General features: G+C 71.7%; 17 protein-coding genes. 7 read left to right on the forward strand and 10 right to left on the reverse strand.

Annotation, left to right across the window (positions count from 1 at the left end):
- Positions 1 to 298 precede the first annotated feature (298 nt).
- From AB0I06_RS02120 to AB0I06_RS02150, 7 genes are all read right to left on the reverse strand, one after another.
- Positions 299 to 1,087 (reverse strand): ABC transporter ATP-binding protein, encoded by a 789-nt coding sequence (locus AB0I06_RS02120; RefSeq protein WP_363116791.1) that lies wholly within the window; start codon positions 1,085 to 1,087, stop codon positions 299 to 301.
- On the reverse strand, positions 1,080 to 2,009 hold the full coding sequence (locus AB0I06_RS02125; protein ID WP_363116792.1) for an ABC transporter permease: 930 nt from the start codon (positions 2,007 to 2,009) through the stop codon (positions 1,080 to 1,082). Before AB0I06_RS02125 ends, AB0I06_RS02120 begins: the two co-directional genes overlap by 8 nt.
- 108 nt (positions 2,010 to 2,117) lie before the next feature.
- Positions 2,118 to 2,990 carry a glycosyltransferase gene (locus tag AB0I06_RS02130; RefSeq protein WP_363117019.1) on the reverse strand — a complete coding sequence of 291 codons (873 nt, stop codon included), beginning with the start codon at positions 2,988 to 2,990 and terminating at the stop codon, positions 2,118 to 2,120.
- Positions 2,991 to 2,995: 5 nt separating this feature from the next.
- Entirely contained in the window at positions 2,996 to 3,775 is a 780-nt protein-coding gene (locus tag AB0I06_RS02135) for a CDP-alcohol phosphatidyltransferase family protein (RefSeq protein ID WP_363116793.1), read from the reverse strand.
- Positions 3,753 to 4,814, reverse strand: a complete 1,062-nt coding sequence (locus AB0I06_RS02140) for an iron-containing alcohol dehydrogenase family protein (RefSeq protein WP_363116794.1) — start codon at positions 4,812 to 4,814, stop codon at positions 3,753 to 3,755. Before AB0I06_RS02140 ends, AB0I06_RS02135 begins: the two co-directional genes overlap by 23 nt.
- Entirely contained in the window at positions 4,802 to 5,554 is a 753-nt protein-coding gene (locus AB0I06_RS02145) for a phosphocholine cytidylyltransferase family protein (RefSeq protein ID WP_363116795.1), read from the reverse strand. The genes AB0I06_RS02140 and AB0I06_RS02145 overlap by 13 nt, the downstream gene beginning before the upstream one ends.
- Complete coding sequence (locus tag AB0I06_RS02150) at positions 5,551 to 7,365, reverse strand: DUF5941 domain-containing protein (RefSeq protein WP_363116796.1); 1,815 nt, start codon at positions 7,363 to 7,365, stop codon at positions 5,551 to 5,553. The genes AB0I06_RS02145 and AB0I06_RS02150 overlap by 4 nt, the downstream gene beginning before the upstream one ends.
- 277 nt (positions 7,366 to 7,642) lie before the next feature.
- On the opposite strand from AB0I06_RS02150, the gene galE reads away from it, so the two are divergent.
- From galE to idi, 3 genes are all read left to right on the forward strand, one after another.
- The gene (gene galE / locus AB0I06_RS02155; protein ID WP_363116797.1) at positions 7,643 to 8,614 is read left to right on the forward strand and encodes a UDP-glucose 4-epimerase GalE; all 972 of its coding nucleotides are present in this window, start codon (positions 7,643 to 7,645) and stop codon (positions 8,612 to 8,614) included.
- A 147-nt stretch (positions 8,615 to 8,761) separates the two neighbouring features.
- Entirely contained in the window at positions 8,762 to 9,697 is a 936-nt protein-coding gene (locus AB0I06_RS02160; RefSeq protein ID WP_363116798.1) for a cation diffusion facilitator family transporter, read from the forward strand.
- A 265-nt stretch (positions 9,698 to 9,962) separates the two neighbouring features.
- Positions 9,963 to 10,556: an isopentenyl-diphosphate Delta-isomerase gene (gene idi, locus AB0I06_RS02165; RefSeq protein ID WP_363116799.1), complete on the forward strand. Its 594-nt coding sequence runs from the start codon at positions 9,963 to 9,965 to the stop codon at positions 10,554 to 10,556.
- A 21-nt stretch (positions 10,557 to 10,577) separates the two neighbouring features.
- On the opposite strand, the gene AB0I06_RS02170 is transcribed toward idi, so the two are convergent.
- A complete protein-coding gene (locus AB0I06_RS02170) occupies positions 10,578 to 11,081 on the reverse strand; it encodes an ATP-binding protein (RefSeq protein WP_363117020.1) in 504 nt (167 codons plus the stop codon).
- Between the two features lie 218 nt (positions 11,082 to 11,299).
- On the opposite strand from AB0I06_RS02170, the gene AB0I06_RS02175 reads away from it, so the two are divergent.
- Complete coding sequence (locus AB0I06_RS02175) at positions 11,300 to 12,055, forward strand: enoyl-CoA hydratase/isomerase family protein (protein ID WP_363116800.1); 756 nt, start codon at positions 11,300 to 11,302, stop codon at positions 12,053 to 12,055.
- On the opposite strand, the gene AB0I06_RS02180 is transcribed toward AB0I06_RS02175, so the two are convergent.
- The gene (locus tag AB0I06_RS02180) at positions 12,042 to 12,677 is read right to left on the reverse strand and encodes a DJ-1/PfpI family protein (RefSeq protein ID WP_363116801.1); all 636 of its coding nucleotides are present in this window, start codon (positions 12,675 to 12,677) and stop codon (positions 12,042 to 12,044) included. The genes AB0I06_RS02175 and AB0I06_RS02180 overlap by 14 nt on opposite strands.
- A gap of 33 nt (positions 12,678 to 12,710) precedes the next feature.
- Entirely contained in the window at positions 12,711 to 13,670 is a 960-nt protein-coding gene (locus AB0I06_RS02185; protein ID WP_363116802.1) for a GlxA family transcriptional regulator, read from the reverse strand.
- Positions 13,671 to 13,784: 114 nt separating this feature from the next.
- Here AB0I06_RS02185 and AB0I06_RS02190 point away from each other — a divergent pair, with 114 nt between their 5' ends.
- The 3 genes from AB0I06_RS02190 (at position 13,785) to AB0I06_RS02200 (ending at position 17,360) form a co-directional block, all read left to right on the forward strand.
- Positions 13,785 to 14,660, forward strand: coding sequence for a hypothetical protein (locus AB0I06_RS02190; RefSeq protein ID WP_363116803.1), 876 nt, complete (start codon positions 13,785 to 13,787; stop codon positions 14,658 to 14,660).
- A gap of 66 nt (positions 14,661 to 14,726) precedes the next feature.
- Positions 14,727 to 14,852: an LPFR motif small protein gene (locus tag AB0I06_RS02195; RefSeq protein WP_346010761.1), complete on the forward strand. Its 126-nt coding sequence runs from the start codon at positions 14,727 to 14,729 to the stop codon at positions 14,850 to 14,852.
- Between the two features lie 99 nt (positions 14,853 to 14,951).
- Complete coding sequence (locus AB0I06_RS02200) at positions 14,952 to 17,360, forward strand: Tex family protein (protein ID WP_363116804.1); 2,409 nt, start codon at positions 14,952 to 14,954, stop codon at positions 17,358 to 17,360.
- Positions 17,361 to 17,414: the final 54 nt, after the last annotated feature.

The following is a 17,414-nucleotide window of genomic DNA, read 5'->3' on the forward strand; positions in this document are numbered from 1 at the left end:
CGCCGTCACATCTCCCGTTCTACACTGCCGACCCAATACACACTATTTCGGACACGCCGCCCGGCCGTCCGCACGGTGGTCCGACGGGCGGTGTCGCGCATTATCACCCTGATTGCCGTGTTTCGGGACCGGTACAGCTTACGTTGTACAACGCGACACGGTTCGTCAGGGTGTCCCGCGCATCACGAGAACGCACCGATTGGCCCCAAGATTCCTGCCACGGGCCGGAGTTGACGCTTCCTTTGCAGACGCCGGGCCCCGCCGGAACAGTTCCGCCGGGGCCCGGTCCGCTGCGGCGCTACTTGCCCGTGAACTTCTCGTACTCCTTGAGCACCTCGTCGGTCGGGCCGTCCATGCGCAGCTCGCCGCGTTCCAGCCACAGGACGCGGTTGCAGGTGTCGCGGATGGACTTGTTGTTGTGGCTGACCAGAAACACCGTGCCGGCTTCCTTGCGCAGCTCCCGGATGCGGTCCTCGGAGCGCTTCTGGAACTTGCGGTCGCCGGTGGCGAGGGCCTCGTCGATCATCAGGACGTCGTGGTCCTTGGCCGCGGCGATGGAGAAGCGGAGCCGGGCCGCCATGCCGGAGGAGTAGGTGCGCATGGGCAGGGTGATGAAGTCGCCCTTCTCGTTGATCCCGGAGAAGTCGACGATGTCCTGGTAGCGCTCCTTGATCTCCTCGCGGGACATCCCCATGGCGAGCCCGCCCAATATGACGTTCCGTTCGCCCGTGAGGTCGTTCATCAGGGCCGCGTTGACGCCGAGGAGCGAGGGCTGGCCGTCGGTGTAGACCTTGCCCTGCTCGGCGGGGAGCAGACCGGCGATGGCGCGCAGCAGGGTCGACTTGCCGGAGCCGTTGGAACCGATCAGGCCGACGGCCTCGCCGCGGTAGGCGACGAAGGAGACTCCGCGCACCGCGTGCACCTTGCGCACGCCCCGCTCCGCGTCGTCGGAGCCCCTCTTGAGGATGCGGCTGAGGGCGGCGGTGGCACTGCCCTTGCCGGACTTGGCGCCGTTGACGCGGTAGACGATGTGCAGGTCGTCCGCGATGACGGTCGGGATCCGCTCGTCCTGCTTCTGCTCAGCCACGGCCGTACCTCTCCTCCGCCTTCCAGAAGTACACGAAACCGCCGATGGCGAACAGCACGGCCCAGGCGCCCGCGGCCGCCCAGACGTGGTCGGGCAGATACTTCGCGTCGTACTCGTCGATGAGCGAGAAGCGCATCAGGTCCATGTAGATCGCGGCCGGGTTCCACTGCAGGACGTTCGCGATCCAGGACGGCTTGTCCGCCAGGAAGATCGGGATGGAGAACATCACGCCCGACGCGTACATCCAGGTCCGCATCACGAACGGCATCAGCTGCGCGAGGTCCGGGGTCTTGGCGCCCGCCCTGGCCATGATCATCGCCAGGCCGGTGTTGAAGCAGAACTGCAGGGCGAGCACCGGCACGATCAGCAGCCAGGACAGATCCGGGTAGTGGCCGAAGCCGATCGTGACCGCGAACAGCACGATCATCGAGAAGAGCAGCTGCTGGAGCTGCTGGAGCGCGAAGGAGATCGGCAGCGAGGCGCGCGGGAAGTGCAGGGCGCGCACCAGGCCGAGGTTGCCGGAGATCGCGCGCACGCCCGCCATCACCGAGCTCTGCGTGAAGGTGAACACGAACACGCCGGTGACCAGGAACGGGATGTACACCTCGCGGGGGAGACCGCGGTCGGCCTCCAGGAGCAGGCCGAAGATGAAGAAGTACACGGCCGCGTTCAGCAGCGGTGTGGCCACCTGCCACAGCTGGCCGAGCTTGGCCTGGCTGTACTGGGCGGTCAGCTTCGCCCGGGAGAAGGCGAGGATGAAGTGCCGCCGGTCCCAGAGCTGACGGACGTACTCGATGAGGGATGGCCGGGCGCCGCTCACGCTCAGCCCGTGCTTGGCGGCGAGTTCACTCGCCGTGAGGCCCTCGTCGGGCGCCGCGGGCGCGCTCACCGCGACCGTGGCGTCGTGCGTTGTCTCACTCACTAGTGGAAACTTTCGTCTTCGAGATGCGCGGCCTGTGCCGGCCTGGCATGAACCGGGGCCAGGGTACGGCCCGGAGGGCTCCCCGGGGGGTTCCCGGATACGAGCTTGTCAGATGACGGGGGGCCGGCCCAGCCGGGTCAGCCGCCACACGGTACGCCACTTCATGGGCCGTCGAGGTCCGCAGGAGGTGGTCCAGCCCTCGCGGAATCCGCCGAACCAGGCCCGCAGCGCACTGCGGGAGGGGCGGCGCAGGAGAGTGAGCAGCAGCCACACGCCGAGGTAGACGGGGACGAGCGGCATGGGCAGGTTGCGGCGGGCCAGCCAGACGCGGTTGCGGGCGACCATGCGGTGGTAGACCGCGTGCCGCGAGGGGGCGGTCGTCGGGTGGTGGAGCACCATGTCGGACCGGTAGTCGATCATCCAGCCGGCGTCGAGGGCCCGCCAGGCCAGGTCGGTCTCCTCGTGGGCGTAGAAGAACTCGTCGGGGAGTCCGCCGACGTCGGCGAAGACGCGGGTGCGCACGGCGTTGGCGCCGCCGAGGAAGGTGGTGACCCGGGAGGAGCGCATCGGGTCGGCGGCGCGCAGCCGGGGCACGTGACGGCGCTGGGTGACGCCCGTCTCGGGGTCGGCTATGCGGAAACTCACGATGCCGAGCTTCGGATCGGCCTCGAACGCCTTGCGGCACAGCTCGGCGGTGTCGTGGCCCGCGAGCAGCCCGTCGTCGTCCAGGAAGAGCAGGATGTCGACGTCCCGGCCGGCCGGTCCGAAGGCCTCGATGCCGACGTTGCGGCCACCGGGGATGCCGAGGTTCTCGGGCAGCTCGATGGTGCGGACGCCCTCGGGGACGTCCGGGACGGGCGAGCCGTTGCCGACGACGACCACCTCGACCGGGTCGCCGTCCTGCTTGGCGACGGAGTCGAGCAGGGCGCGCAGCTCCTCGGGCCGGTTGCCCATGGTGATGATGACGGCGCCGACCTTCATGCCGCTCACTTGAGCCTGCTCGACGCGAGGATGGACACGAGGTGCAGCAGGGTCTGCACCAGGGCGATGCCGGCCATCACCGCCACGCCGAGCCGGGAGAAGAACAGGTCGCCGCGGGCCTGGTCGACGATCGCCAGCACCAGGATCACCAGGGACGCCTCGATGCCGAGGATCAGCCGGTGGAACTTCAGGGCGGCGGCGGCCTTGCGGGCCAGCGCCATGCCGGAGGAGCGCATCTCGGCGGCGGCCTCCTTGACCGGCGGCTTGCCGGCCTGGTGCCGGGCGACACCGACGAGGTCGGTCTCCGCCTTGATCAGGATGGCGCCGAGGGCGGCCAGGGTGCCGAGGAAGGCCCACAGCCAGTCGATCCGGCCGCTGCCCCACAGGTCGGCGGCGCGCAGGCCGAAGCCGGTGAGCACCGCGGCGTCGGTGAGGTAGGCACCGACCCGGTCCAGGTAGACGCCGTTGAGGGAGTACTGCTTCTTCCAGCGCGCGATCTCGCCGTCGACGCAGTCCAGCAGCAGGTAGAGCTGGACGCACACCACGCCCAGCACGGCGCCCGCGATCCCCGGCACGAGCAGTGCCGGGGCCGCGAGCACACCGAAGACGGTCATCAGGTACGTGAGCTGGTTGGGCGTGACCCTGGTGTTGACCAGGTAGCGGTCGACCCGCAGGGACACCTCGCGCATGTAGAGGCGTCCCATCCAGTGCTCACCGCTGCGCCGGTCCTTCACCCCTGCGGGGTGAACGACGGGGCGTAGTTCAGCTACCGATGGCCTTGACATAGTCGGTGTAGGTGTCCTTGATCTGTTCGGTGTTCAGGTCGAGGTGTTCGAGGATGGTGTAGCGGCCGGGGCGGGTCTCGGGGGCGAACTCGACGGCCTTGACGAACTCGTCCGTCGTGAAGCCGATCTCGTCCGGCAGGACCGGCAGACCGTGGCGGCGCAAGACCTCCGCCATGTACGCCGACTCCTCGTGCGCTCCGCGCAGCCACATGGCGAAGGCCGCGCCGAGACCGCACTGCTCGCCGTGGGCGGCGGCCCGCTTCGGGTAGAGCAGGTCGAAGGCGTGGTTGATCTCGTGGCACGCCCCGGAGGACGGCCGCGAGTCACCCGACACCGACATGGCGATGCCGCTGAGGACCAGTGCCTCGGCCAGCACCTGGAGGAAGTCGTTGTCCCCGATGCCGCCCGGGTGCCGCAGCACGGCCTCGCCCGCCTGGCGGGCCATGGCCGCGGCGAGGCCGTCGATCCGCTCGCCCTTGACCCGGTTGGCCAGCTCCCAGTCGGCGATCGCCGAGATGTTGGAGACGGCGTCGCCGATGCCGGCGCGGACGTAACGGACCGGGGCCTCGCGGATGACGTCCAGGTCGATGACGACCGCGATCGGGTTCGGCACACCGTAGGAGCCGCGGCCCGCGTCGTTGTCGAGGGTGGCGACCGGCGAGCACAGGCCGTCGTGCGCGAGGTTCGTGGGCACGGCGACCAGGGGCAGGCCGACGCGCGCCGCGGCGAACTTGGCGCAGTCGATGATCTTGCCGCCGCCGAGGCCGACGACCGCGTCGAAGTGGCCGGCCTTTATGTCGCTCGCCAGCCGGACCGCGTCGTCGAGGGTGCCGCCGCCGACCTCGTACCAGGTGGCGCCGGGCATGCTCGGGGAGATGCGCTCACGCAGCTTGGCGCCGGAGCCGCCGCTGACGGCGACGGCGAGGCGGCCGGAGTGCGAGATGCGCTCGTCGGCCAGGACGCACGCCAGGTCGTCGAGGGCACCCGGGCGGATGTCGACGACGAGCGGCGAGGGGATGAGCCGGGTCAGTACTGGCACGCGATCTCCCGTCCACGGGCGAGGTCGTCGTGGTTGTCGATCTCCACCCACTTGACGTCGCCGATCGGCGCCACGTCGATGCGGAAGCCGCGGTTGACCAGCTCCTGGTAGCCGTGCTCGTAGAACTGCTGCGGGTCGGTCTCCCACACGGCCTTGAGCGCGTCGGCGAGCTCCGGGGCGGCGTCGCCCTCGATCAGGGTGACGCCGATGTACTCGCCGGTGGCCTCGGCGGGGTCCATCAGCTTGGTGATCTTCGTCATGCCCTTCTCGGGGTCGACGACGACCTTCATCTCCTCGTCCGCGAGCTGCTTGACCGTGTCGAGGGCGAGGATGATCTTCTTGCCCTCGCCGCGGGCGGCGAGCAGCGTCTTCTCGACGGAGACCGGGTGGACGGTGTCGCCGTTGGCGAGGATCACCCCGTCCTTGAGGGCGTCACGCCCGCACCACAGGGAGTAGGCGTTGTTCCACTCCTCGGCCTTGTCGTTGTCGATGAGGGTCAACTTGAGGCCGTACTTCTGCTCAAGGGCTTCCTTGCGCGCGTACACGGCCTCCTTGCGGTAGCCGACGATGACCGCGACCTCGGTCAGACCGATCTCGGCGAAGTTGCCGAGGGTCAGGTCGAGAACCGTGGGCTCGCCTTCTATGCCCGCGGGGCCCACCGGAACCAGCGCCTTGGGGAGGCTGTCGGTGTAGGGGCGCAGACGCCGTCCGGCGCCGGCCGCGAGCACGAGGCCGATCATGCGGTTTCTCCTTCATCGTGTACGGCGGGTGCGCCGCCCTGATGGGCGCCGACCCAGTAGCGGATGCTCTCGACGAGCACCACCAGGGCCACGACCACGGCCAGTGCCGTGAGCGCGACCTTGAACTGCGAGGCGGTGAGCAGCGCGGCGAGGACGGTGACGAGCAGCGTCCGCCCGTCGTGCCCCCCGATGGAGCGCACGAGCCAGGCCGGAGGCGCTCCAGCGTCCCCGCGGATGCGGTAGACCGTGTCGTAGTGATGGTAGGCGACCGCGGCCACCAGCCCGAAGGCCGCCGGAAGGGCTCCGTCCACGTCGGCCTTGGCTGCCAGGACGAGGACGGTGCCGTACTCGGCGGCGCGGAACATCGGCGGGACGAGCCAGTCCAGGGCGCCCTTGAGGGGCTGCGCCACGGCGGCGGCCGAGGTGAGGACGTAGAGGACGGCCAGGGCGATGGGGAGCACACTGCCGTACGGCTCCAGCCCGGCGGCGGCGAGCAGGAGCGCGGCGCCCGGCAGCGCCACCAGGGCGCGCGAACCGAGCGGCCCCCGGGCGGGCAGCTTCCGCAGGAACCGTGCGAGACCCTCCGCCGACGGCCCGCTGTCGGTGAGGTCGGCCAGCGCCTGCGCGGCCCGGTCGGTGCGGCGCGCCTTGCGCGTCAGCGACCGCAGCACCCGCCCCGCCGTGGTGTACGCCGCGGCGAAGGCGCAGCCGATGAGCAGGACGTAGAAGGTGATCCGCGGGGTCGTCACGGCCGTGAGCACGGCGATCATCGCCCAGCGCTCGCCGATGGGCAGGACGATCATCCGCCGGACCCAGACCGTCCAGCCGACGCTGTCGAGCTTGTCGGAGAGGGCGGCGGTGGGGCTGGTGTTGGCGGTGGCATCGTGGTTGGCCTCGTTGAAGGAGAAGTCCACGACGTGCCGGCAGGTCTGCAGGACCATGGCGCCGAGGGCCAGCGCCCAGACGTCGTCGCCGCCGCGGGCTGCTCCGAGCGCGAGGCCGGCGTAGTAGGCGTACTCCTTGGCCCGGTCGAAGGTGGCGTCCAGCCAGGCGCCGAGCGTGGAGTACTGGAGGGAGTAGCGGGCGAGCTGGCCGTCGGTACAGTCCAGCACGAAGGACGCGATCAGCAGGACGCCGGCCGCGACGAAGCCGCCGCGGGTGCCGGTGGCCGCGCAGGCCGCCGCTATGAGGGCGGTCAGCAGGGAGGCGGTGGTGACCTGGTTCGGGGTCAGCCCCCGGCGGGCGCACCAGCGGGCGATGTAGCGGGAGTAGGGGCTGACGCAGTACGTGGTGAAGAAGCCGTCGCGGGCCTTCACGGCGGACTTCAGGCGGATGGCCTCGTCGTCGATGTCGGCCACCGCCTGCCGTGCCTCGTTGCGGGCCTGCGGGTCGGCGGGGACGGCGGCGACGAGGCTGCCCAGCTCGGGGCGGTGCACGGCGGTGCCGTCGGCGTCGAGGGCGGTGAGGATGCGGTCGGCGAGGCTGCCGACCAGGGTGGTGCCGCCGCCGGCGGAGTTCTCGCGGGCCATCGCCCGGGTCAGGGCCTGGCGCCCGGCGGGCTGTGCCGTGACGGCGCCGGGAATCGCCGCGAGCGGGAAGCGGGGGTCGGTGAGGCCGAGGCGCAGCGCGTGCACGTGGCCCACGAACCGGGCGTCGACCAGGGCGACCCGCTCGTCGCCCGGCACCTCGGCGAGCAGCGTCTCGGCCTCGGCGGCGTCACTCGCGGTCCGCAGGTCGAACCCGAGGGATCGCAGGTCGGCCTCGATCGACGATCCGGGGACCGGCTGGCCGGTGAGGATGGCGGTCGACAACCGAATTCACTCCCTGGGTACCGACGCGTCCGCGCGGTGACGTACGTGATGGGGGCGCCCTCTCCGGTGGCTCCCGGGCGGCGTGTCGGCAGAGGCTATCGGATGCCGGGAAGGCCGCGTTCACCGCCCGTTCGGCGGATGGATCGACGCGGTTCGCCCAGGCCCCTGCCTCGATCATCATCGTGGATCCGGGGCCCGCCCCACAAACCGCGCATGCCAGACCGGACATCGGGGACATTGCGCTGGGCGCGGCCGGGTCCGCATAGGGTGGGCGACCATGACGTGGCTGATCACCGGCGGTGCCGGCTATATCGGAGCACATGTGGCCAGGGCCATGACCGAGGCCGGGGAACGCGTCCTCGCCCTGGACGACCTCTCGGCAGGAGTGCCCGCCCGGCTCCCGGCGGGCGTCCCGCTGGTGCGGGGTTCGTCGCTGGACGGGGACCTGCTGAAGCGGGTCCTCGCCGAGCACGAGGTGACCGGGGTGGTGCATCTCGCGGCGCGCAAGCAGGTCGCCGAGTCCGTGGCGCAGCCCACGCGCTACTACCGGGAGAACGTCGGTGGCCTGGTGACCTTGCTGGACGCGGTCGCCGAAGCCGGGATCGGGCGTTTCGTGTTCTCCTCGTCGGCCGCCGTCTACGGCGACCCGGGGGTGGACCTGATCACGGAGGACACCCCGTGCGCGCCGGTGAACCCGTACGGCGAGACCAAGCTCGCCGGGGAGTGGCTGGTGCGGGCGGCGGGACGGGCCCACGGGATCTCCACCGTATGTCTGCGCTATTTCAACGTGGCGGGCGCCGCCGCGCCGGAGCTGGCGGACACCGGTGTCTTCAACATCGTCCCGATGGTCTTCGACCGGCTGACGCGCGACGAGGCGCCAAGGATCTTCGGCGACGACTACCCGACCCCGGACGGCACCTGCGTCCGGGACTACATCCACGTGGCCGACCTGGCCGAGGCCCATCTGGCGGCGGCCCGGCGGCTGGCCGAGGGCGGCATCGCCGGCGACCTGACGGTCAACATCGGCCGCGGCGAGGGTGTCTCGGTGCGTGAACTCATCACGGTCATCGGCGAGGTCACCGGGGACCGCCGGCCCCCGCTCGTGGAGGACCGCCGTCCCGGGGACGCCCCGCGGGCGGTGGCGTCGGCCGCCCGGGCGGCCGACGAACTCGGCTGGCGGGCCCGGCGCGGAGTGCGCGAGATGACCGAGTCGGCCTGGCGGGGCTGGCAGCTGCACCACGGCTCCTGACCGCTACGGCACGCCCTGACCTGCGTATCGTTTGTGCAGGTCAGGGCACATGACAACGGTGTTCAGTGCCGCGTTGCGCATACCCCCTCCCCGTAGTTCACTGGGGTGCCCGAGCACGATCGGACGGACACGGGAGGCTGACTTCTCATGGGGGCTGGGCACGATCACGGCCACGCGCACGGCGCGGCCGGCGGTACGGCGACCTCGGCGTACCGCGGCAGACTGCGCATCGCGCTGGGCATCACGCTCGGCATCGTGGTCGTGCAGATCGTCGGGGGCGCCCTGGCCGACTCGCTCGCCCTGGTCGCGGACTCGGCGCACATGGCGACGGACGCCCTGGGCCTCGGCATGGCGCTGCTCGCGATCCACTTCGCCAACCGCCCGCCCAGCGAGCGGGCCACCTTCGGCTACGCCCGGGCCGAGATCCTCGCCGCCCTGGCGAACTGCCTGCTCCTGCTCGGGGCCGGCGGGTACGTCGTGTACGAGTCGGTCCAGCGTTTCCTGACGCCGGCGCAGACCGAGGGCCGGCTGGCGCTGCTGTTCGGTGTGATCGGCCTGGTCGCGAACCTGGTGTCGCTGTCCCTGCTGATGCGCGGGCAGAAGGAGAGCCTGAACGTGCGCGGCGCGTTCCTGGAGGTGGCGGCGGACGCCCTGGGGTCGGTCACGGTGATCGTCTCCTCCGTGGTGATCATGCTCACGGGCTGGCAGGCCGCCGACCCGATCGCCTCGCTCGTCATCGCGCTGATGATCGCGCCCCGCACGTGGAAGCTGCTGAGCGAGACGCTCTCGGTGCTGCTGGAGGCCGCTCCCAAGGGCGTCGACATGGCGGAGGTGCGGTCGCACATCCTGGCGACGGAGGGTGTGGAGGACGTCCACGACCTGCACGCGTGGACGATCACGTCCGGCATGCCGGTGCTGTCGGCGCACGTGGTCGTCAGCTCGGAGGCGCTGAACGCGATAGGGCACGAGAAGATGCTGCACGAGCTCCAGGACTGCCTCGGTGACCACTTCGACGTGGAGCACTGCACCTTCCAGCTGGAACCCAGCGGGCACGCGGAACACGAGGCGCGGCTCTGCCACTGAGGGGGGCGCGTTCCACCGCGAGCGCGCCGGGTGACGCAACCCTGCGCCACCTGTCCGCGTCCTGAGCCCCATATCGGGCAGAGGGACGATTTTCCGTCTGCCTGTCCGGGCACGATCATCTCCCGGGTCCCTTTTCCCCGGCGTCCGACCGGTGCCGGTCGCGGTCCGCGCCGCCGCGCGGGACATGCGGGCGTGCCGCGAAGTGCCGGGAGTGCCGGATTCGTACGGCAGACTTGGGGCGCGAAGACCGATGTGAAGGATGGGTATGCCGATCACACCTGCCACCGCGACGCACACCCCGTCGAACGGCACCGCAGACGCGATTTTGCTGGAACTGGTCGACGAGGACGGCGTGACGATCGGCACCGCGGAGAAGCTCGCCGCCCACCAGCCGCCCGGCCGGCTGCACCGGGCGTTCTCGGTGTTCCTCTTCGACGAGTACGGGCGGCTGCTGCTCCAGCAGCGCGCGCTGGGCAAGTACCACTCCCCCGGTGTGTGGTCCAACACCTGCTGCGGCCACCCCTACCCGGGTGAGGCGCCCTTCGCCGCGGCGGCGCGGCGCACGTTCGAGGAGCTCGGCGCCTCCCCGTCCCTGCTGGCCGAGGCGGGCACGGTCCGCTACAACCACCCCGACCCGGAGTCCGGGCTGGTGGAGCAGGAGTACAACCACCTCTTCGTCGGCATGGTGCAGGCCGTGGTGCGGCCCGACCCGCAGGAGGTGGCGTCGACGGTCTTCGTGACCCCGCCGGAGCTGGCGGAGCGGCACGCCAAGGACACCTTCTCGGCCTGGTTCATGACCGTCCTGGACGCGGCCCGGCCCGCCATCAGGGAACTGACGGGCCCGTCGGCCGGCTGGTGACCGGGGCCCCGGCGACGGGGCCTAGAAGCGCGCGGGTTTGAGCGGCAGGGCGGCCCAGATCACCTTGCCGCCGCTCGCCGTGTGATCCACCTCGCACACCCCGCCCGCCTCCCGGGTCACCTCGCGCACCAGCAGCAGCCCGCGCCCGCCGGTCCTGCCATGGTCGGTCTCCAGGGCGGTGGGCCGGTAGGGGTGGTTGTCCTCCACGGACACCCGCAGCCACTCGGCGCCGACGGCCAGCTCGACGGCGATCGTCGGCGACAGCACCGCCGCGTGCTTCACGGCGTTCGTCACCAGCTCCGAGACGATCAGCAGCAGTCCCTGGGCCAGGTCGTCCGAGACGGGCACCCCCTGACGCAGCAGCAGGTCCCGTACGGCGTGCCGCGCCTGGGGGACCGAGGCCTCGACCGCCGGTGCGGTGAACCTCCAGACCCCTTCGTACGGCAGCGGATCCGCGGGCCCGGGGCCGAGGGGCGCCGCGCCGCCCTCTGGGCGCGGACCGAACCCACGCCCGTCGTTGTCCATCGTCCGGTCGCCACCCTCGCGCTCGATTGTCGCCACACCCCGAGTGTTGGTAACGCTGCGCCTCCTACCCCGGGACTGAACACAAGTCAGCAACTATCGAGCACTTCTGACCGTTGGCGTATGACACGGTCAGTTGTGGGACTGGTCCTGTCCCTGTTGTGCCGTCTCGGCGAACTATTCGGGTTGTACGGGTTTGCTCTCCGGATAGCATCCGGCGCATGGAGCCGCAGCTGGAGCACCGCGTGACCGACTCGGTCGCGACGGTCGTCATCCGTCATCCCGAGAAGCGCAACGCCATGACTGCCGCGATGTGGCGCTCCGTGCCCACCCTGCTGGAGGGGCTCGCGGGGGACCCCGCGGTGCGGGCGCTGGTGCTGACCGGTGAGGGCGGGACGTTCTGCGCCGGGGCCGACATCTCGACGCTGCGGAGTTCCGCCGAGGAGGCGCAGGGGCTGGCCGTGCGGGCCGAGGAGGCGCTGGCCGCGTTCCCGAAGCCGACGCTGGCCGCGATCCGGGGGCACTGCGTGGGCGGCGGGGCGCAGCTGGCGGCCGCCTGTGATCTGCGGTTCGCCGAGGAGGGGGCGCTGTTCGGTGTGACGCCCGCGAAGCTCGGCATCGTCTACCCGGCGTCCTCGACCCGGCGGCTGGTGTCGCTGGTCGGGCCGGCCACCGCCAAGTACCTGCTGTTCTCCGGTGAGTTGATCGACGCGCCACGGGCGCTGCGCACCGGGCTGGTGGACGAGGTGCTGCCCGGGGGCGAACTCGGCAAGCGGGTCACCGAGTTCACCAGGATCCTGGCGTCCCGTTCGCAGCTGACCCAGGCGGCGGCCAAGGAGTTCGCGGACGGGCGCACGGACCGGGACGCGCACTGGGCCGGGCAGGCGCGCGGGAGCGGCGACACCGCGGAGGGCGTCGCCGCGTTCCTGGAGCGCCGCCGGCCGCGCTTCGGCTGGAGCGTGCCTACGTCAGGATGACGCCGGAGTGCGCGCGGACGAGTTCGACGAGGTGGGCGGGGGCCTTCTCGGGCGATCCGGCGTCGTAGGGCGGCTGCGGGTCGTACTCGGTGGCGAGCTGGACGATCCGGGCGTGGTCGTCGCCCGCGATCCGGCCGAGCAGGGTCAGTCCCATGTCGATGCCGGAGGAGACGCCGGCCGCGGTGACGTACTTGCCGTCGGTGACGACCCGCTCCCCCGTCGGCTCGGCGCCGTGGCGCTTCAGCTCCTCCAGGGCCAGCCAGTGGGACGTGGCGCGGCGGCCCCTGAGGAGTCCGGCGGCGGCGAGCAGCAGGGAACCGGTGCACACGGACGTCGTCCAGGTGCTGGTCTCGTCGGCGGTGCGCAGCCAGGTGAGCAGGGGGCCGTCCGGCTCCAGCGGGAGGGGGCCCGGGCCGCCCGGGACCACGATGATGTCCGGGTGGGGCACGTCGGCCAGCGCGCGGTCGGCGGTGATCGCGAGGTTCCCCGAGTCGTTCCGTACTGGGCCGGGCTGCGCCGCGACGAAGACGGTCTCCGCGTCCGGGAGCCGGCCGAGGGTCTCGTAGGGGCCGACGGCGTCGAGGGCGGTGAAGCGGTCGTAGAGGACGATGGCGATCTGCATGGGGTCCCTTCGGTCGGCTGATGTGCGGGTCGGTCAGGGTGTGGTGGCGGGGCGGAAGCGGCGGCGGTACTCGGCCGGGGGCGTTCCCAGGGTCCTGACGAAGGCCCGGCGCATGGCCTCGGGCGTGCCGTAGCCGCTGGCGCGGGCGATCTCCTCGATGCCGTCGGCGGTGTCCTCCAGGAGGCGCCGGGCGTGCTCCAGGCGGACGCGGTCCACGTAGCGGCCCGGTGTCATGCCGGTCTCGGCGCGGAAGGCCCGGGCGAAGTGGCGGGGCGAGAGACGGGCGCGGGCGGCGAGGGTGTCGACGCAGAGGTCCGCGTCCGGGTGGTCGGTGATCCAGCGCTGGACGTCCCGCAGGGGCTCACGGTGTGCGGTCTGGGCCGCGAGCTGCGCGCTGAACTGGGCCTGGTTTCCCGGCCGGCGCAGGAACACCACCAGATGACGGGCGATGGTCAGGGCGGCGTCCCGGCCGAGGTCCTCCTCGACCAGGGCGAGGGCGAGGTCGATGCCGGCGGTGACACCGGCCGAGGTGGCGATGTGCCCGTCGCGTACGTAGACGGGGTCGGGGTCGATCTCGACGGCCGGGTGGTCGCGGGCGAGCCGGTCGCAGTACGCCCAGTGGGTCGTGGCGCGGCGGCCGTCCAGGAGACCGGCCCGGGCGAGCACGGCCGCGCCGGTGCAGACCGAGACCAGGCGCCCGGCGCGCGGTCCGTGCTCGCGCACCCAGTCGACCAGCCGGGCGTCCGGGCGCAGGCCGCCCGTCCCGCCGGGGACGAGCAGGATGTCCGGGTCGGGGGCGGTGGCCAGCGACTCGTCGGGGACGAGGGTCAGGCCGCTGGTGCTCCGCACGGGAGCACCGTCCAGGGAGGCGGTGCGGATGCGGTACGCGCCCGGGGAGAGCAGTTCCGCGCCCGCGAAGACCTCCACGGGCCCGGTGACGTCGAGACTTTGCAGGCCGTCGAAGAGGACGACGAGAACCGTGCGCTGGGCCATGCCGCCGATTGTTCTCGGGGCCCTCGTGTGGCCACAAGGTCGAGTACCCCACCTTTCCTGCCATGGGGCGCAGGCCCCTGGAGGGCATACCAAGCGGTTGGTAACCTGCCGGGCATGACGACTGCCGCCCTGGAGCCGCGCGCCGGCCGACGCTGCCACAACATGCTCAACTCCCTGCACGCGACGCACTACTTCTCCCCCGACCTCGGGCGTGAACTGGGCGCCGTCGGGGTCACCGATCCGCGAGCCGTGAACTTCGCCGTGCGCTCCGCCGCCCTCGGAGCCGTCGGGGCCGGGGTCGTGACGGCCGCCTTCTACAACTACAAGCACGAGCTCGTCGCCCGGCACGTGCCGGGCGTGTGGGAGACCGCCTCCCCCGGGCAGGTCCTGGCCGCACGCGCGCGTGCCGTCGACGCGACGCTGCGCCGCCTGCTCGGCGAGGAGGTCTGCGCCTCCGCCGAGATGGCCGAGGCGGCGCGCCTCGCCCTGCGCGCCGCCGAGGCCTGCTCGCGCGAGGCACGGCCGCTGTACGCGGCCCACGCCGACCTGCCCGTCCCCGAGGAGCCGCATCTCGCCTACTGGCACGCGGCGACCCTGCTGCGCGAGCACCGGGGCGACGGGCACCTGGCCGTCCTGATGTCCGCGGGTCTGAACGGGCTGGAGGCGTTGGTGACCCACACCGCGACGGGCAAGGGCATGAGCCCGAAGTGGGTGTTCGGCACCCGGGGCTGGAACCGGGAGGAGTGGGACGCGGCCGCCCAGCGGCTGCGGGAGCGCGGGCTGCTGGAGGCGTCCGGCGACCTCACCGAGCGGGGTGTCGCGCTGCGCCGGGAGATCGAGCAGGAGACGGACCGTCTGGACCGCGCCCCCTACGCGCACCTGGGCCCGGAAGGAGTGGCCCGTCTGACGGAGCTGGGCGGGGCGTTCGCGCACGCGGCGCTCGTGGCCGGGGCGTTCCCGGCGGACCTGATCGGCAAGGGTGACGCATAGTGACGCGTCGATGAGGTACCCGCTCTCCACCGGCCGGCGCGGCCGGGAGTGAGAAAGGGGAATTCCGTGTTCCGTGCTATCGCAGACGTGCTGCGCCAGATCGGCGGGGCCATCGCCACCGTCGTGACGCTGCCCTTCCGGGCACTCGCCCGGCTCTTCGGCGGCGCCTCGTCCTCCGCCCGCAGGGCCTGACCGGAATTCCGGCCCGCCGGGCCAAGCCCTGATCCCCGGGAGTCCGTGCCACCTGCCACAATTGCCGCGCAACCTCAGCGGAGAAGGCGGTACGGGATCGTGACGACACCCGGGTCCAACGGGTCCATCAGCCCAGGGTCCATCGAAGGCAGGATCGCCGAGGAACTCGGCGTACGGGAGCGGCAGGTCAGGGCCGCCGTGGAACTGCTCGACGGCGGTTCCACGGTGCCCTTCATCGCCCGCTACCGCAAGGAAGCGACCGAGATGCTCGACGACACGCAGCTGCGCACCGTCGAGGAGCGGCTGCGCTATCTGCGGGAGCTGGAGGAGCGGCGCACGGCGATCCTGGAGTCGGTGCGCGAGCAGGGCAAGCTCACCGGGGAGCTCGAGGCGAGCATCCGGGGCGCCGAGACGAAGGCGCGCCTGGAGGACATCTACCTCCCGTACAAGCCCAAGCGGCGCACCAAGGCGCAGATCGCCCGCGAGGCGGGGCTGGAGCCGCTGGCGGAGGGGCTGCTCGGCGATCCTTCCGTCGAGCCCCTCACCGCGGGGGCCGCGTTCGTCGACGCCGACAAGGGCGTCGCCGATCCGCAGGCCGCGCTGGACGGTGCCCGCGCCATCCTCACCGAGCGTTTCGCGGAGGACGCCGACCTGATCGGCGAACTGCGCGAGCGCATGTGGGTGCGCGGGCGGCTCGCCGCCAAGGTGCGGGAGGGCAAGGAGGAGGCGGGCGCGAAGTTCGCCGACTACTTCGACTTCGCCGAGCCGTTCACGGAGCTGCCCTCCCACCGCGTCCTCGCGATGCTGCGCGGCGAGAAGGAGGAGGTCCTCGACCTCGTTCTGGAGCCCGAGGAGCAGACGGACGGCCCCTCCTCCTACGAGGGGATCGTCGCCCACAAGTTCGGCATCGCCGACCGGGGCCGCCCCGGCGACAAGTGGCTCAAGGACACGGTCCGCTGGGCGTGGCGCACCCGCATCCTCGTCCACCTCGGCATCGACCTCAGGCTGCGGCTGCGCACGGCCGCCGAGGACGAGGCGGTGCGGGTCTTCGCGGCGAACCTGCGCGACCTGCTGCTCGCCGCCCCGGCGGGCACGCGCGCGACGCTCGGCCTGGACCCCGGCTTCCGTACGGGCGTGAAGGTCGCCGTGGTCGACGCCACCGGCAAGGTCGTCGCCACGGACGTCATCCACCCGCACGTCCCGGCCAACCGCTGGGACGAGGCCATCGCCAAGCTGGCCCGGCTGGCGAAGCAGCACGCGGTCGAGCTGATCGCCATCGGCAACGGCACGGCCTCCCGCGAGACGGACAAGCTCGCCGGGGAACTCATCGCCAAGCACCCGGAGTTGAACCTCACGAAGGTGATGGTCTCCGAGGCCGGCGCTTCCGTGTACTCGGCGTCCGCCTTCGCCTCGCAGGAGCTGCCCGACATGGACGTGTCGCTGCGCGGCGCCGTGTCGATCGCCCGGCGGCTCCAGGACCCGCTGGCCGAGCTGGTCAAGATCGACCCGAAGTCGATCGGCGTCGGCCAGTACCAGCACGACCTGTCCGAGGTGAAGCTGTCGCGTTCGCTGGACGCGGTGGTGGAGGACTGTGTGAACGGCGTGGGCGTGGACGTCAACACGGCCTCGGCCCCGCTGCTGGCCCGGGTCTCCGGCATCACCTCCGGGCTCGCCGAGAACATCGTGGCGCACCGCGACCAGAACGGGCCGTTCAAGGCCCGCGGCGAGCTGAAGAAGGTGGCGCGGCTCGGGCCCAAGGCGTACGAGCAGTGCGCGGGCTTCCTGCGCATCCGCGGCGGCGACGACCCGCTGGACGCCTCCAGCGTGCACCCCGAGGCGTACCCGGTGGTCCGGCGCATGGTGAAGACCGCCGGGCAGGAGGTCGCCTCGCTCATCGGCAACACCGCGGTGCTGCGCTCGCTGAGGCCGCAGGACTTCGTGGACGAGACGTTCGGTCTGCCGACGGTCACCGACATCCTGAAGGAGCTGGAGAAGCCCGGCCGCGACCCGCGGCCCGCCTTCAGGACGGCCGCCTTCAAGGAGGGCGTGGAGAAGATCTCCGACCTGTCGTCCGGCATGATCCTGGAGGGCGTGGTCACCAACGTCGCCGCGTTCGGGGCGTTCGTGGACATCGGTGTCCACCAGGACGGCCTGGTGCACGTCTCCGCGATGTCGAAGACGTTCGTCAAGGACCCGCGGGAGGTCGTCAAGCCCGGCGACATCGTGAAGGTGAAGGTCCTCGACATCGACATCCCGCGCAAGCGGATCTCGCTGACGCTGCGGCTGGACGACGAGGCGGCCCGGCCGGGCCAGCAGGGCGGCGGCCAGGGTGAGCGCCGGCAGCGTGGTGGGCGTCCGCCGCAGCAGCGCCAGGGTGGTGGCCGTGGGGGCCAGGGCGGCGGCGGTCGCGGCGGTCAGCAGCGGCAGGCTCCGGCACCGGCCAACAGCGCGATGGCCGACGCCTTGCGTCGGGCGGGGCTGGCCGATCCGAAGAACGGGCGTCGCTGACGGCCTGTGTCGTGGGGAGCTGCGGGTCCGTTGTGGCTGGTCGCGCAGCTCCCC

Origin of the sequence: Streptomyces sp. NPDC050674, from assembly GCF_040654575.1 — a bacterium.
Lineage (GTDB): Bacteria > Actinomycetota > Actinomycetes > Streptomycetales > Streptomycetaceae > Streptomyces.

Excerpts from the sequence above, each read along its gene's own strand:
- AB0I06_RS02190 (WP_363116803.1), top strand. The coding sequence starts at position 13,785 with ATGACGACTGCCGCCCTGGAGCCGCGCGCCGGCCGACGCTGCCACAAC.
- AB0I06_RS02180 (WP_363116801.1), bottom strand. The coding sequence starts at position 12,677 with ATGCAGATCGCCATCGTCCTCTACGACCGCTTCACCGCCCTCGACGCC.
- AB0I06_RS02170 (WP_363117020.1), bottom strand. The coding sequence starts at position 11,081 with ATGGACAACGACGGGCGTGGGTTCGGTCCGCGCCCAGAGGGCGGCGCG.
- AB0I06_RS02135 (WP_363116793.1), bottom strand. The coding sequence starts at position 3,775 with ATGTCAAGGCCATCGGTAGCTGAACTACGCCCCGTCGTTCACCCCGCA.
- idi (WP_363116799.1), top strand. The coding sequence starts at position 9,963 with ATGCCGATCACACCTGCCACCGCGACGCACACCCCGTCGAACGGCACC.
- AB0I06_RS02185 (WP_363116802.1), bottom strand. The coding sequence starts at position 13,670 with ATGGCCCAGCGCACGGTTCTCGTCGTCCTCTTCGACGGCCTGCAAAGT.
- AB0I06_RS02145 (WP_363116795.1), bottom strand. The coding sequence starts at position 5,554 with ATGATCGGCCTCGTGCTCGCGGCCGGCGCCGGACGGCGTCTGCGCCCC.
- AB0I06_RS02130 (WP_363117019.1), bottom strand. The coding sequence starts at position 2,990 with ATGAAGGTCGGCGCCGTCATCATCACCATGGGCAACCGGCCCGAGGAG.
- AB0I06_RS02160 (WP_363116798.1), top strand. The coding sequence starts at position 8,762 with ATGGGGGCTGGGCACGATCACGGCCACGCGCACGGCGCGGCCGGCGGT.
- AB0I06_RS02175 (WP_363116800.1), top strand. The coding sequence starts at position 11,300 with ATGGAGCCGCAGCTGGAGCACCGCGTGACCGACTCGGTCGCGACGGTC.
- galE (WP_363116797.1), top strand. The coding sequence starts at position 7,643 with ATGACGTGGCTGATCACCGGCGGTGCCGGCTATATCGGAGCACATGTG.